The 14,216-nt window shown below is 62.3% G+C and carries 11 protein-coding genes; 5 read left to right on the top strand and 6 right to left on the bottom strand.

Annotated features, from left to right (window positions below; genetic code table 11):
* Positions 1 to 48 precede the first annotated feature (48 nt).
* Both Q0D52_RS03420 and Q0D52_RS03415 read left to right on the top strand, forming a co-directional pair.
* Entirely contained in the window at positions 49 to 942 is an 894-nt protein-coding gene (locus Q0D52_RS03420; RefSeq protein ID WP_294380139.1) for a fumarate hydratase, read from the top strand.
* Entirely contained in the window at positions 939 to 1,493 is a 555-nt protein-coding gene (locus Q0D52_RS03415; protein ID WP_294380138.1) for a FumA C-terminus/TtdB family hydratase beta subunit, read from the top strand. The genes Q0D52_RS03420 and Q0D52_RS03415 overlap by 4 nt, the downstream gene beginning before the upstream one ends.
* Before the next feature lie 134 nt (positions 1,494 to 1,627).
* Here Q0D52_RS03415 and Q0D52_RS03410 read toward each other — a convergent pair whose 3' ends face one another.
* Together Q0D52_RS03410 and Q0D52_RS03405 are read right to left on the bottom strand one after the other, a co-directional pair.
* The gene (locus Q0D52_RS03410; protein ID WP_294380136.1) at positions 1,628 to 2,164 is read right to left on the bottom strand and encodes a cytochrome c3 family protein; all 537 of its coding nucleotides are present in this window, start codon (positions 2,162 to 2,164) and stop codon (positions 1,628 to 1,630) included.
* Positions 2,165 to 2,167: 3 nt separating this feature from the next.
* Positions 2,168 to 3,919, bottom strand: coding sequence for an FAD-binding protein (locus Q0D52_RS03405; protein ID WP_294380134.1), 1,752 nt, complete (start codon positions 3,917 to 3,919; stop codon positions 2,168 to 2,170).
* Positions 3,920 to 4,138: 219 nt separating this feature from the next.
* Here Q0D52_RS03405 and Q0D52_RS03400 point away from each other — a divergent pair, with 219 nt between their 5' ends.
* The gene (locus Q0D52_RS03400; RefSeq protein WP_294361882.1) at positions 4,139 to 4,816 is read left to right on the top strand and encodes a TetR/AcrR family transcriptional regulator; all 678 of its coding nucleotides are present in this window, start codon (positions 4,139 to 4,141) and stop codon (positions 4,814 to 4,816) included.
* 189 nt (positions 4,817 to 5,005) lie between these two features.
* Here Q0D52_RS03400 and Q0D52_RS03395 read toward each other — a convergent pair whose 3' ends face one another.
* Positions 5,006 to 7,585 (bottom strand): DNA topoisomerase I, encoded by a 2,580-nt coding sequence (locus tag Q0D52_RS03395; protein ID WP_294380133.1) that lies wholly within the window; start codon positions 7,583 to 7,585, stop codon positions 5,006 to 5,008.
* Between the two features lie 458 nt (positions 7,586 to 8,043).
* On the opposite strand from Q0D52_RS03395, the gene Q0D52_RS03390 reads away from it, so the two are divergent.
* Entirely contained in the window at positions 8,044 to 8,523 is a 480-nt protein-coding gene (locus Q0D52_RS03390) for a hypothetical protein (protein WP_294361880.1), read from the top strand.
* Positions 8,524 to 8,858: 335 nt separating this feature from the next.
* Here Q0D52_RS03390 and Q0D52_RS03385 read toward each other — a convergent pair whose 3' ends face one another.
* A complete protein-coding gene (locus Q0D52_RS03385; RefSeq protein ID WP_294380131.1) occupies positions 8,859 to 10,115 on the bottom strand; it encodes a DUF1385 domain-containing protein in 1,257 nt (418 codons plus the stop codon).
* Positions 10,108 to 10,788, bottom strand: a complete 681-nt coding sequence (gene thyX / locus Q0D52_RS03380) for an FAD-dependent thymidylate synthase (protein WP_294380129.1) — start codon at positions 10,786 to 10,788, stop codon at positions 10,108 to 10,110. Before thyX ends, Q0D52_RS03385 begins: the two co-directional genes overlap by 8 nt.
* A 126-nt stretch (positions 10,789 to 10,914) precedes the next feature.
* Here thyX and Q0D52_RS03375 point away from each other — a divergent pair, with 126 nt between their 5' ends.
* Positions 10,915 to 11,892 carry a methyltransferase domain-containing protein gene (locus Q0D52_RS03375; RefSeq protein ID WP_294380127.1) on the top strand — a complete coding sequence of 326 codons (978 nt, stop codon included), beginning with the start codon at positions 10,915 to 10,917 and terminating at the stop codon, positions 11,890 to 11,892.
* Positions 11,893 to 12,072: 180 nt separating this feature from the next.
* Here the strand turns inward: Q0D52_RS03375 and asnB are convergent, their stop codons facing one another.
* Complete coding sequence (gene asnB / locus Q0D52_RS03370; RefSeq protein ID WP_294380125.1) at positions 12,073 to 14,043, bottom strand: asparagine synthase (glutamine-hydrolyzing); 1,971 nt, start codon at positions 14,041 to 14,043, stop codon at positions 12,073 to 12,075.
* Between the last annotated feature and the right edge of the window lie 173 nt (positions 14,044 to 14,216).

The following is a 14,216-nucleotide window of genomic DNA, read 5'->3' as shown; positions in this document are numbered from 1 at the left end:
GGGCGCATGGCGCACAATAGGGGCACGGATACCAAGGAAAGGAACAACGTGGAAGACGAGAACATGCCCACGGCGCAGCCTGGCGCGCTCACCGCCGACGCCGTGGCCGACGCCGTGTACCGCGCCGTGCGCCGCTGCGCCACGCACCTGCGCCCCGACGTGCTTGCCGCCATGCAGGCGGCGCGCGCGGACGAGACGCAGCCGCGTGCGCAGTCCGTGCTGGACTGCTTGCTGGAAAACGCCCGCATCGGGCAGGAGGACGGCGTGCCCATCTGCCAGGACACCGGCACCTGCTGGGTGCGCCTGGAGGTCGGCGAGGAGCTGCTCATCCCCGGCAACATCCTGTCGGGCGTCAACGACGCCGTGGCGCGCGCCTATACCGACGGCCGCCTGCGCATGAGCGTCGTGGCCGACGCGCTGCTCGACCGCACCAACACCGGCGACAACACGCCCGCCTTCGCCGAGATCGCCCTGCGCCCCGGCCGCGGCGCCACGCTGCACGTGCTGCTCAAGGGCGGCGGCTCGGACAACGCAAGCCGCGTGATCATGCTCGCGCCCGGCGCCGGCTGGGAGGGCGTGAAGAAGGTCGTGCTCGACTGCGTGCGCGAGAAGGCTGCCAACGCCTGTCCGCCGCTTATCGTGGGCGTGGGCGTGGGTGCCACGTTCGACAAGGTGGCGGGCCTGGCCAAGCACGCACTGCTGCGCGAGGTGGGAACCCCCGCCGCAAACCCGCAGGCCGCCGAGCGGGAGGCCGAGCTGCTTTCCGCCATCAACGCCACGGGCATCGGCCCGGCGGCCCTCGGCGGCGGCGCGACCGCCTTGGCCGTGCATCTGGAAACCGCGCCGTGCCACATCGCCGCGCTGCCTGTAGCAGTGAACATGGGCTGCTCGGCCATGCGCAGCGCATCCATCGAGCTGATCGATTGGGGTGAGGGGAAATGAGCGAACCTGTACGCTTGAGCCTGCCGCTGGATAAATCTCAGCTGGCGAACCTGAAAGCCGGCCAGGAGGTGCGCCTGACCGGGCCCTGCTACACCATGCGCGACGCCGGCCACGCCCGCGCGCTCGAGGCGCTCGAGCAAACCGGCAAGCTTCCGTTCGGGCTGGCGGGCCAGACGCTGTTCTACGCCGGCCCCACCCCCGCCGCTGCCGGCCGCCCGCTTGGCAGCGTGGGCCCCACCACGGCAAGCCGCATGGACTTCGCCACGCCCCAGCTTATGCAGGCCGGCATCGCGGCGTGCATCGGCAAGGGCAAACGCAACCAGGCCGTCATCGACGCCTGCGTTGAAAACGGCGCCGTGTACTTCGCGGCGGTCGGCGGCATCGCCGCGCTGCTGGCCAAGCACGTCACCGCAAGCGACACCGTTGCCTGGGACGACCTGGGCACCGAAGCGCTTCGCCGCATCACGCTCGACGACTTCCCCGTCTTCGTGGCCGTCGACACCCGCGGCCGCGACCTCTATCGCGCCATCGAACGTGGCGAAACCCTCTAGCACGTAAGTCAATAGCTCCGTAACGTTTTGACTCACTAACTTTTTCGCCCAACCCAACACGCAAGAAGGTGGCGCCCCATATGGGACGCCACCTTCGTTATTCACAGCTATAAGTACTTGCAAACAGCAACTGTCTAGTTGTTGCCACGCATGGTTTGACCGCCGTTTTCGTGGCACTGACCGCAGGTGTCAACCTGAGCGGCATGGCCTTTGTGGCACTCGTTGCAATTCAAATTGCCATGCGGGCTCTGATGCGGGTTGTACTCACCAAGCTGAGCGGTCTGTTTTGCCAGCTCTTCGTACGAGCCACCGTGGCACGACAGGCACTTGTCGTTATCGATGTAGTAGCGATCGGCAAGACCCAGGTTATCCGTGTCGCCAGCCAGCTGCGACTGCAGCTCGGCCACCTGCACATCAAGCTCAGCCGTGTGACAATCCAGGCACGTAGTTCCCTCATGCTGGCCGTGCCATGCAGCAAGGCCCGCACCGTTCGACTCATCGGTGCCTTCGTAGTTCGCCAAGTGGTTACCCATGGAATCATGGCACACCGTGCCGCAGAAGCTCGGCGTGCTATGCCACACCCAGCCGCCGCAGCAAGCCACAATCAGCACCGCGGCCACAACACCTACCACAATAGGCCAGCGCTTCTTGCCAGTTTTGTTCTCTACCATGTGCTACTTCACCCCCTGCGCGGCGGTCTGACCAGCCACGTAACCGAATGTGACGCAGCGGCCAACCGACGGGCCGAAAATATGACGCGGATAGTTACCGGAGAAGAAACCGCCCGAAGCGCCACCGGCGGCAAACAGGCCCTCGATGGGCTTATTGTCGTAGTCAACAACATTGCAGTTGTAGTCAACAACCAGGCCAGACACCGTAGCCAGAATAGAAGACTGGTGCTTCACGGCATAGTATGTGTCGCCTTCGACCTTCGTAGCTTTCTCCATGGGACGGTTGAAGTCCTCGTCCTTCTTGTTGTCGCAGAACGTGTTGAAGCGAGCAACTTCAGATTCGAGCGTGTCGGCGGGCACGCCCATCATACCAGCGAGCTCCTTGAGACTTGAAGCCTTGAAGCCCCAACCCTTGTCGATAAACGGCTGGAACGCGGCTTCCACCTTTTCCTTTTCCTTGCCCACCTGCGTAGAAGACGCAACACGCCACGTATCGGTGCCATAATGCGCTTGTGCGGTAATGGAATTAGAACGCGCCTGGAACGGCAAGCCCTCGCTGCAGAAGCGACGACCCTGCTCGTTAATCATGATGCCGCCCACAATGGTGCGAATGCCCAGGTTAGCTGAATAAAACGCCTCGGGGCTACCATAATCGAAGTTCATGATGGCCGCCGGCAGCGGGTCCATCTGACCGCCCACGGCAAGACCCATCAGCTGGCCGTCACCCGTAGTGCCTTCGTTGGGACACCAGCTTGCGCACGCAGCAATGTCCTCGGCACGGCACCATGCCTTCAGCATAGCCGGGTTAGAATCGAAACCGCCCGTTGCCACAATAACGCCCTTGGAAGCGTTCACGCGGAAGTAGCCATCGGAATCCTTCAAAATGGCGCCCGTCACACGGCCATTGTCGCCTTCGCGAATAAGCTGCACACCGGCAACGTTGTAACGCAAATCAGAGTTCGGGCGTTTTTTAAACGTGTTGGCCAGGTCGGCAACAATGTAAATACCCGCGCCACCAGCGTTCGACGTGGTTTTTTCGCTCCACAACTCGCTCTTAAACGCAATCTCGGTTTGCGGAACATCGAAGTTGTGAGCGTTGGGGTTGCCCTTCTTGAAGTACGTCTGGATTTTGCCTTCGCCTTCGTCGAACTTCTCCTGCAGCCAGTCAGCGGCTTCGCCAGAACGATCGCCCCACAGCTTGATGGGATCAACAGGCACGCGATAGTACGCAGCGTGACGCATGCGGTCCATCATCTCTGCCTTATCAATGATGTTGCCGGCCTCTTCCATCTTCTTGCCGCCAATAACGCCCATGCCTTCGAACATGCCGCGCCCAACGTTCATCTTCTCAACGCACATGACTTTGGTTTTACCGTCATCCGAAGCCGCAACAGCAGCAACGGAGCCGGTAAGACCGCAGCCAATAACCAGCACGTCCGTTTCCTCGGTACGAAGAATCTCGGACGCAGGGATATCGCGCAGCTCAAACGCCACGTTACCCTGACGCACAATGCCGCTATCAACGTCAACCACCGGAACGTTGCGCGTTTTTACCGGGAATGCATCGGTGTAGATGCTCTCGCTGAAATCTCCGCAGCCACCTTTGTTCTCAACAGCAACGCCGGCGGCCTTCGCCTCGCCGGAGCAGCCGGTCAGACCGAAAGCGCCCGTAGCCGCAGCAGCGCCAATCAAGCTAATGCCCGCTGCGCGCATAAAGCCGCGACGAGACATTCCGCTTTCTGCTTGCTCTGCCATTTTCCCTCCCTAATGTTCTAGTTCAGCAAGCGAACCTGCCGTTCGCCTCCCATTCCTCTCCGTTCGTACACCGTACGGGGTACGCTATGTATCGTACACTGTACGGAGTAGCTTTTCAAGCATTCTTTGTGCGCAATTTCGCAAAGCTGAGGGGCAACCCTGAAGCGTGCTTTATAGTTCGAAAGACGAAAAACGAGAAACGATGAGCAGGCGCCACCCATGGAGGAAACCAAACATAAACCAACCGCTTCGCACGCTTCTTCCCAAGAAGAGGTAGTAAGCACCGCATTTGCCATGATTAACGAGCAGGGCTACGCGAAATTCAGCATTCGCGCCCTTGCCGAGCAGCTAGGCATTGGCACCATGAGCGTATACACCTACGTTCCTTCAAAAAAGCAGCTGCTGTTTTTAGTGCTGGCGAAAATGCGCGAGGGCTTCGACAACGCCCCCGTTGCCGGTGAATATTGGGAGGACACGCTGCACCGCACGTGCGCCTCTATCCGCAGCAACTCCCTTGAGAACGCGCGGGTACGCCTCATGCAAACGCAAACGCAGATAGCTTGGCCGCTTGAGCACAACCGGAACACGTTTTTGCTCCACGCCGACCAAGGCATGCCACGCGAGGTATACGACCCCATGTGGAGTGTCCTGCGCGCATTTCTTTCGGGCTTCATCGACCGCGAGGTTGCGGAGCTATGCATGACGCAAGCAAGTGGCGAAGACCCGTTCGACAACGGCGATTGGGCAACCATTTGCAACGATTCCGCCGGTGAAAAGCGGTTTCATGAGGGGCTCGACATCATCATAGCCGGCACGAAAACGCTGCCCGGCGCCGAAGGCTGGCGCACCTGGCGCACGCCCGAAAACCCCGCCGATTGGCAGTGGGGCAAGGAATAGCACATGGCTTCGGGCACGCCGCCCGCGTCAATTGCCGCGTCATTTTCTTACCCGCAAAAGTTAGTGAGTCGAAACGATACGGAGGTTTTGACTCACTATGCAAGAAGGCGGCACCCCCGCTTGGGTGCCGCCTTCTTCACTTTGCAGGCGCTTATTGCTAGCTTACGCTACTCGACTTTCGTGCTTGTTCTACTCGGCCTTTTTCGCCGTTTTCTTCGCGGCGGTTTTCTTTGCTGCGGGCTTTTTCGCAGCCGTCTTCTTTGCCGGCGCTTTCTTGCCCGCCGCCTTGGCCTCCTTGGCCGCGGCCTTCTTCTCCGCCTCGATTTCCTTGCCCGGGCAGCTGAAGTTCGGGCACAGCTTCCAGGGGCCGCGCGTGGTCGCGACGATGACCATGGGCGCACCGCAGTGCTCGCAAACCTCGTCGGTGGCAGTGATGGCGCCGTACTGCGGAAGCGGATAGCCCACGCCGCACTCGTCGTAGTTCTCGCAGCGGATGAAGCGCTTCAGGGTACGCGGGTTCTTCTGCGCGATGAGCTTGGCCTTCTTGCCGGCCTCGGCGCATTTCGGGCACTCGCCCACCACCACGTCGGGTTCCTTGTTCGTCTCGCAGTTCGGGTCGATGCACAGCGTACGCGGCTTGGAGCGGAACGCCGTCACCTTCACCTGGGGCATGCCGCACGTCGGGCACGGGTCGGGCAGCGACTCCACCTTGCCCTTCGGCAGCGGATAGGTGACGTCGCAATCCGGCCAGCCGGCGCAGCCGATGAACATGCCGCGCGTTTTCTGCGAAACGCGGATCTGCAGGTCCTTGCCGCATTTGGGGCATTTGCCCACGTATGCGTCGGCAGCCACGGCATCTGCCAGGGCGTCTTTGACCTCCTCGGAGTGCGGCAGCAGGTTGGCAAGCTGCTCGGAGAGCAGGTTGCGGCTGTTGGTGACCACGGCATCTTTGGTGTTGCGGCCCTCGGCGATGTTGTCCATCTCCTCTTCCAGCTCAGCCGTCATCTGCGGATGCGTGATATGAGGGGCGAACTTGTCAAGGGCGTCGCAAACCGCCATGCCCAGCTGGCTGGGCTCGATGGGGTCGTTCTGGATGTACTTCACCGTGTACAAGCGCTCGATGATGCTGTGACGCGTGGACTTCGTGCCCAGGCCCAGCTTCTCCATCTCCTGGATCAGCTTGCCCTGGCTGTAGCGCGCCGGCGGCTCGGTCTGCTTCTTGGTGCACTCGGCGCCGTTGAAGGCGATCTTTTGGCCCTCGGTCATAGCGGGCAGCTGCTCGTCCTTCTTCATGCCGTACGGGTAGATGGCGCGATAGCCCGGCGTCACCAGCACGTCGCCCTTGGCCGCGAAATGCTCGCCGCCCACTTCAAGCGTCACCTTCGTACCCTCGACCACGGCAGCATCCGACAGCGTTGCCAGGAATCGGCGCGCGATGAGGTTATACAGCTTGTAATCGGCCGGGGCCAGGTCGTCGGGCGTGGCCTTGGCCGTGGGATAGATAGGCGGATGGTCGGTGGTCTCCTTCTTGCCGCGCGTGGCGTGCAGCTCGCCGGCGGAGAGCAGCTGCTGGCAATACGGGGCGTACGCCGGGTTGCCCGAGATGGTCTTCACCACTTCGGACAGATCGAGCGAGCTGGGATATACCGTGTTGTCGACACGCGGGTATGAGATGTAGCCGTCCATGTACAGGCTTTCGGCGATGCGCATGGTGCGCGCCGGCGAAAGGCCCTCTGCCGAGGCCGCCGCCATAAGGCTGGTGGTGTTGAACGGCACGGGCGGCTGCTGCTTGCGCGTGCGCTTCTCCACCGCCGCCACCGTGGCGCTTGCCGCGCCGGCCACAGCGGCCATGGCGGCCTTCGCCGCCGCCTCGTCCTTGAAGCGGGCCGTGGAGTGCGGCGCCGTGAAGGCAAGCTCGCCGTCGCCGGCGGTGGGACCGGCGATCGCGGCTGCATCGAAGGCGCCCTTGATCACCCAGTAGTCCTCGGGGATGAACGCCAGGCGCTCGCGTTCGCGCGCCACGATCAGCGCCAGCGTGGGCGTCTGCACGCGGCCGGAGCTGCGCACGTTGCCGTAGCCGGCGAACTTCACGAGCGTAAGATAGCGCGTAAGCACCGCGCCCCAGATCAAGTCGATGTCCTGGCGGGACGCGCCGGCCGAGGCCAGGTTGGTATCAAGCTCCACCAGGTTGGAGAACGCGTGCGTGATCTCCTCTTTCGTGAAGGCGCTGTAACGGGCGCGTGAAACCGGCGCCGTGGGATTGACCTCCTGGATGCACGACAGGGCATCCGAGCCGATCAGCTCGCCCTCGCGGTCGAAGTCGGTTGCGATGACGATGGAGTCCGCCTTCTTCGCCAGGTTCTTCAGGCTGCGGATGATCTCCTTCTCCTTCGGGAGCTTCTCGATGGGCGCGTAGATCAGATACGGCAGGGCGTCCATCTTCCACGCCTTCAGCTCAACGCCGTCCTCGATGAAGGGCTTCTTCTTTTTGAACGGCGGACGCGCCAGGCTTGCGGGCAGCTGTGCCGGGATGGCCTCGCCCTCCGCGGTGACGCCGCGCCAGCCGCCGCGCTTCTTATATATAAGGGTAGGCGTGAAATCGGGCTCTAGGATATGGCCGCGCAGGCCGATGGTCACCCATTCCTCGCCGTCTACCTCGAACCGGTACACCGGCGTGGAATACACCTTGTCGGCCTTGGGTTTTTTCACGCCCAGCAACGCCGCGATCTTCGTCGCCGCGTCGTTCTTCTCGGTTACCACCAGCTTCATGCGGCACCCTCCTTGCCTGCTCCGGCCGCCCTTGCAGCCTGCTCGTTCACACGGTTGCCCCATTCGTAGTTTTACGTGTGCGGGGATAGTCGCGCCGCGCGGCGAAACGTCGCGGGCGGCGCAGGGGGTACTATACACGATTGACGGCGAAGATGAGCTTGCGATTCTGCGCGAGCCGCCCGCACCAGGCCCCAAACAACGCAAAACCGGCCGCCTTATACGCGACGATACCGCGATATTGCAGAATGCGTGTTGATTTCGTCGGCGGCGCGCGAAGGAACCGCGATGGTTTCGAGAACCTCGGTCCACGCCGCCCGCCTTCGCGTAACCTTAGCTTCAAGGAGCCGTCGAACCGCCGCATCTTCGCAGCGCAATCGTCGTATAACAGCATCACCGACGGCATCCTGTCCGTACGAAGCAACATGGAGGCCGCCCGTCGGGCGGAAAGGGAGCGTCGCATGGTACGAAAAGCACTGGGAGTTTGCCTTGGGAGCATTCTGATCGTTTGCGTGGGCATAGGCTGCGCAAGCGCGTTATTGCCCGCCACATCCACCGCAGCCCCGGTTACTAACGCCGCAAACAGTGTTAAAACCACCGCCATGAACTCCGCCATCGACGCATCAGGCATCAAAGACGCCGTTTCCGATGCGCTTCTGGCCCACACTTGGGATATCGCCAACGCCACGGGCATCTCCTCCTCGCAGGTGCAAACCTGCATCGAGAACCTCGACATCAAGGATTGGCAGGTTGCCGACCTTCCCGCCAACGCCGTACCCGCCAATACCGTGTCCGGATCGGCCGCAGGCGTCCCTGCCACGCTTACCACGTACAACACACCCGGTTACGTCACCGTAAGCGCTTACGGCCAAAGCATCGACCTTGCCGTCCCGGCCGCCGCGCAGCAATATCTCCCGCTCATCGCCTGCGCAAACCGGTAGACGCAACGTGAAAGGCGCAAAGCCTTTTCCAACCGAAAGCTCGAAAGCCCTTCCCAAGCACCGTCTTGAGAAGGGCTTTCCTTTTGCATGCATCGCATTTCCGCTCAAAGTCCATAGCCTACGCTCCACAAACTGAAACCCTAGTCGAACGCGAGCGCATTCGGGTCAAAGCCGGAGGCCCCTAACGCCAAATTCCCAGACGCAACCTTGCGTATCAGGGCTTCCCGCAACCTGTCCCGTTCGCTGCCGGCGACCATCCTTGGCAACGCCCAACATACAGAAGGCGGCTTGCGATTCCCTCGCAAGCCGCCTTTCTTCTTCGCTTATGTAACCAGCTAAGCCTGCGCTTGAGCTCCCCTGGCCGCAGCGGCGGCTTTCGCCGCCTCAAGCTCCTCGCGCTCGAGCACCTGCTGCATGGCGGCGATGGCGCACTCGAGCATGCCATCGTCGGGCTCGTTGGTGGTCAGGTACTGCATCTGCATCCCCGGCCACAGCACCACCTTCACCAGCGGGTTTTCCGGATGGCTGCCCGCCCAACGCACGGTGATCTCGTAGCTGATGCCCGCGATCACCGGCATCAACGCGATGCGCGCCGCGATAACGAGCGCCAGCTTCGGGGCGCCATCGGGCACGCCCCACGCCGAGATAAGTGCATTGAGCGGTGTGACGGTGTACACCAAAATGGCGATGATCATCACCATGATCAGAAACGCCGTGCCGCAGCGCACGTGCAGCCGCGGGAACTGCCGCGCGTTTTCCGGGGTGAGCGGCAGCTCGTGCTCGTAGCAGTGGATGGTCTTGTGCTCGGCGCCGTGATATCCGAACATGCGCTTGATGTCGCTCATGCGCCCGATCAGCCAAATGTAGAACACGAACACGGCAACGCGCAAAAGGCCGTCCACGATGTTCCAGGCAAGCGTGTGCGCATCGTACTCGCCCACCAGCAGGTTCGTGATGAACGCCGGCGCCACGATGAACAACACCACACCCATGACCAGGCCCAGCACCATGGAAAACGCCATCTCCTTCTTGCCGAACACCGCATCGCCGTCGGACTTCGGCGAAGGCTCGCTTGCAGCCGTAGCGGTGGCGTCATCGGCCGAGGCCGGCTCGGCGACCACCTCCAACGCACGCTGCACACCCAAGGCATCGATCACGGTGTCGGGGCGGCCGAAATCGTCCTTCCAGGAAAACGAGGCATCAGAGGGGTCGGACGAAGACGTTTCGCCGGCAGAATCGGAAGCACACGGTTGCGCCGGCGCTGATTCCGCCCCGTCCTCCTCGTCATCGCTGAACGCATGGAGCGCGGCGATTTCCAACGCCTTGTAGCCCAGCACCAGCGATTCCACCATGGCACGGCAGCCGCGCACGCACGGCCAGTACATCCAGCCGTTCTTCGCGCGGCCGCTTGCAAGGTCATGGGACTCCTCGTACACGCCGCCATCAGGCTCGCGCACGCCCACGGCCCAGTTGTACTTGCCGCGCATCATCACGCCCTCGAGCAGCGCCTGGCCGCCCACGTGCGTCTTGCGCGCTCCGTCCTCGGAAAACGCGCGGGAAAGATCGCTCTTCGATTTCGCCACGTTACTCACGCACGACCTTCGGATACGGGTTTCCGCAGGTCATCTTACCTTCCGGGCATGTACCGCGCACGCACGGCGCGCCGGCGTCGGCGAAGATGAACGGAGCCGTGGGACGCGCCAGCTCCAGCATGCGGTGCGCCATGTCGCGGATCTCCCACTGAGCGCGGTTGCAGCAGCGCAAGCTGAAGAAATGCAGCAGCTCGCGAACGTTCATGGTGATGACGATCTTGCTCTCCGCAGCGTTGGGCAGCAGATAGCGCGCGTCCTCGGCGGGCACGCCCGCCTCGAGCAGCGCATGGTAGGCGTCCACCGCAGCCTGGATGGCCTTGTCGAACGCCTCGGACGCCTCGGCGTTGCCCGCGATGCTCTCAGGCTTGACCACTGCCACGTCGCCCGTGAACTTCACGTATCGCTGGCTTTGCTGGTTGAAGCTGGCGATGCGATGGCGCACAAGCTGATGCGTAAGCGCTCGCGACACACCGTCGACGGCGAACGTATAGCTTGCATGTTCAAGAGTGCTGAAATGCCCCGAGGACATGATGGTGGTAAGCACGCTCTTGATGCGCTCGGGCGGCATGGTCTCCATCAGCTCGGCCGCGCCTACAGGTGCATAGCACAAACGCGCCGCCGTGGCGATGGCGCGCTCCGGATCGGGTGTGTGGTAGAGCAGCTCTACGTGCATGGTATGCTCCTTATCTGAGAACGATTGCCCATCCGTCGCTTAGGCGGGCGCGCAATCGGATACTATGGTTATACGTGCTAACGAATATATCGGCCGCCAAGCCGTTTCATAGAAGGGATGCTCAAAATGGCCGGAAACAACACGCCCGAACCCTCTGCACCCGCCGCTCAGGCAGCTCGCCGCCCCCTTGACGGCGCCGAATCCATCATCGACGCGCAACCCTTCATCCCGAAGCTCACCACCACCGATTGGAACGCGGAGTGGATGGCGCTGCAGCAGGTACGTCGCAAAGCCGATGACCCCTCCTACTGGGATTCCCGCTCCCACACCTTCCCCACCAGCACCGAACCCAGCGCTTACGCGCGACGTTTCATCGAGCTGGCGGATATCCAGCCCAGGGAAACCGTGTTCGATATGGGATGCGGCACCGGGGCGCTTGCCGTGCCGCTCGGGCTGGCCGGCCACAAGGTGGTCGCCGCCGACTTCTCGCGCGGCATGCTCGACCGTATGTCGGAGGCGCTTGAACAGGCCGATGTCCACACGGTCTTCCCCATGCAGCTGAGCTGGGAGGAAGATTGGGCCGCCAAGGGCGTGCGCCCGGGCATGGTGGACGTGTGCACCGCCTCCCGCAGCATCGCCACCGCCAACCTGCGCGACAGCCTGCTGCGCCTGACCGACATCGCACGCCGGCGCGTGTGCATCACGCTGACCACCGGCTCAAGCCCTCGCACCGACGAGCGCATCATGGCCGAGCTGGGGCTTAAGGATGCGCTGTGCCCCGATTACCTGTACGCCATCAACATCTTGGCCGCCGAGGGCATCTTGCCCCAGGTCGACTTCATCTGCTCCGAGCGCAACGATACCTACGACACCCCCGATCAAGCCGCGGACAGCTTGCGCCGCATGATCGACGGGGCCGCCGGCGCCATCGTCGGCGAAAAACAGCGCCAAGCCGCCTATGCGCGCCTGCACGCTTGGCTCAACGACAACCTCGTTCCCAACGAGCGTGCCGGATCGCCCGACGGCCACGGCGGTGTGCAAAAGGCACTGCGTCTGCGCAACCCCCGCGTGATCACCTGGGCCTTCATCGCCTGGGACAAGTAGCCCGCGCAAACGAGCGCACCCGCAAAACAAACGACCGCGGAACCATCCGCGGCCGTTTCTCATTTCGCTATGCAGGAGAGCTCAAGCAAACCGTCACCCGGACACTTTGGGGACGTAGCCCTATCTATCCGTTCGCGACGGAAAACCCGCACACCCACGCACTCGGGCGCGCAAACCCGTTTACGCCACCTGCGTCTTCGGAGCGTACTGCTTCGACGTCTCGCCGAAGAACACCTCATACCAGCACAGGAAGCAGTACACGTTCCAAATGCGCATCATCTTGAGCTTGGAGCGGCCCTCCTGCGTGCTGAAGTCGGCGCTGCGGTGGTCGTCGAGCATCTTCATCAGGTAGTCCACGTTGAAGAACTCGTGTGCAGCGGGGCTGGTGAACGCCTCTTTGATGCGCTCGTAGTACAGGTCGGTCTGCAGCCACACGGTCAGCGGCGTGATGAACGGCTGCTTGGGCATATCGGCCACCTTCTGCGGGAAGCCCAAGTGGGCAGCCGCACGACGCAGTGCGTACTTCGAGTGCTCATCGGTGACGCGGCAATCGGTGGGCAGCTGCAGCGCCACGTCGAGCACCTTCTTATCAAGGAAGGGAACGCGCAGCTCAAGGGAGTGAGCCATGGACATGCGGTCGGCCTTCAGGCAGATGTCGTAGGGCATGTAGGAGACCATGTCCACATACTGCGTCTGCGTGATCACGTCGCCGCCGCCCATCTGCACCGCAGCCTCATCGAAGTGCGGCTTGCACCATTCCCACGGCTTGCACGGGCCGTTGTAGCCCTTCAAAACATGGGGCACCTCGTCCCACATGTAGTTCATGCACGCGCGCTGGTAGCTCTTCTCTGGGCCGCCCGAGCCGCGCATGGCGAAATGGCGCCCATGGAACGGCGGCAGCTTCTGAGCAACTGCGCCACCGGCCGCACGCAGCGCACGCGGCACCTTGAAGTACTTGGAGAACTCGTACTGGTCGTGGTAGATCCAGTAGCCGCCAAACAGCTCGTCGGCGCCCTCGCCGGACTGCACCACCTTCACCTCTTTGGAGGCAAGCTGGCTGACGAAGTACAGCGGGATGGCCGACGGCGCGCCGAGCGGCTCGTCCATGTGGTACTGCTCGGTGGGGACGATGTCCAGGAACTCCTTGGCCGTGACCTGCACGTCCTTATTGGAAAGCCCCGCCCATTCGGCGAACTCGCGCGCGTCCTTCAGCTCGTCCAGCTTGATCTTGAAGCCGGCGTTCTCGGCCTTGTCGCGCTGCTCTTCGCTGCCGGTGATGTCGTAGCCCACGGAGAACGTCTTCACGCCCTCGTCGTGATGCTGGCCCATGCAGTACGCGGCCAGCGAGCTATCGATGCCGCCGGACAGGAAGCTGCCGATCTCCACGTCGGCGATCTCATGGGCGCGCACGCTCTCGTCGAACGTGTCCTTGATGATGTCGGCCCATTCCTCAAGGCCCTTGGAACGATCGATCTTGTAGGTGATCTTGTAGAAGCACTCGATAGTGGTCTTGCCGTCCTTGAGCACCATGAAATGACCGGGCGTCATCTTGTGGACGTCCTTGAACATGGTCTGCGAGTCGTTCATGTACTCGAAGCACAGGTACTGCGGCAGGGCCTCGCGGTTCAGCTCTTTCTTGAAGCGCGGGTGCGCCAGGAAGGACTTGATCTCGCTACCCCAGATCAGACGGCGGCCCTCATGCTGGTAGTACAGCGGCTTGATGCCGAAGATATCGCGGGCGAGCACCAGCTGCTTTTCCTTGGCATCCCAGATGGCGATGGCGAACATGCCGCGCAGGCGCTCGAACACGCCCGTGCCCCAGGCCTCATAGCCATGCACGATGGTCTCGGTGTCTCCGTTGGTCTTGAACTGGTAGCCCATGCCCTCAAGCTCGGCTCGCAGCTCCTGGAAGTTGTAGATCTCGCCGTTGAACGTGACGGTCACGCTGCCATCGGCGTTCTGCATGGGCTGGTGGCTGCCCTCAAGGTCGATGATGGACAAGCGGCGAAAGCCCATTGCCACATCATCGTTAACGAAAAAGCCCTCATCATCAGGGCCGCGATGGATAATGCGATCCGCCATGTCCTTGACGATGGCGCGATTGACGCCCTCATCGAAATCAACGGCGGTGAATCCCACGAATCCGCACATGCTTTGGAAAGCTCCTTCTCTCACAGGTTCGCCGACGGGTGTTTTGCATTCGCTCATCATACGCCACCGCCCCGCCCTATGGGCACTTTCCACGAAACGCGCGTCACGCCTACGCGCGGTTGCCGGCGTGTGCGATAATGCAAGGCTGCAAACGTTATCGGGTCTCAAAGGAG

The organism is uncultured Senegalimassilia sp. (genome assembly GCF_934630535.1).
GTDB lineage: Bacteria > Actinomycetota > Coriobacteriia > Coriobacteriales > Eggerthellaceae > Senegalimassilia.
The sequence above is the reverse complement of the archived record's forward strand: the minus strand, read 5'-3'. Positions and strand labels throughout refer to the sequence as shown.

What these genes read in the sequence shown, in the direction of transcription:
- Q0D52_RS03415 (WP_294380138.1), top strand. Translation starts at nt 939, where the DNA reads ATGAGCGAACCTGTACGCTTGAGCCTGCCGCTGGATAAATCTCAGCTG.
- Q0D52_RS03410 (WP_294380136.1), bottom strand. Translation starts at nt 2,164, where the DNA reads ATGGTAGAGAACAAAACTGGCAAGAAGCGCTGGCCTATTGTGGTAGGT.
- Q0D52_RS03405 (WP_294380134.1), bottom strand. Translation starts at nt 3,919, where the DNA reads ATGGCAGAGCAAGCAGAAAGCGGAATGTCTCGTCGCGGCTTTATGCGC.
- Q0D52_RS03400 (WP_294361882.1), top strand. Translation starts at nt 4,139, where the DNA reads ATGGAGGAAACCAAACATAAACCAACCGCTTCGCACGCTTCTTCCCAA.
- Q0D52_RS03395 (WP_294380133.1), bottom strand. Translation starts at nt 7,585, where the DNA reads ATGAAGCTGGTGGTAACCGAGAAGAACGACGCGGCGACGAAGATCGCG.
- Q0D52_RS03390 (WP_294361880.1), top strand. Translation starts at nt 8,044, where the DNA reads ATGGTACGAAAAGCACTGGGAGTTTGCCTTGGGAGCATTCTGATCGTT.
- thyX (WP_294380129.1), bottom strand. Translation starts at nt 10,788, where the DNA reads ATGCACGTAGAGCTGCTCTACCACACACCCGATCCGGAGCGCGCCATC.
- Q0D52_RS03375 (WP_294380127.1), top strand. Translation starts at nt 10,915, where the DNA reads ATGGCCGGAAACAACACGCCCGAACCCTCTGCACCCGCCGCTCAGGCA.
- asnB (WP_294380125.1), bottom strand. Translation starts at nt 14,043, where the DNA reads ATGTGCGGATTCGTGGGATTCACCGCCGTTGATTTCGATGAGGGCGTC.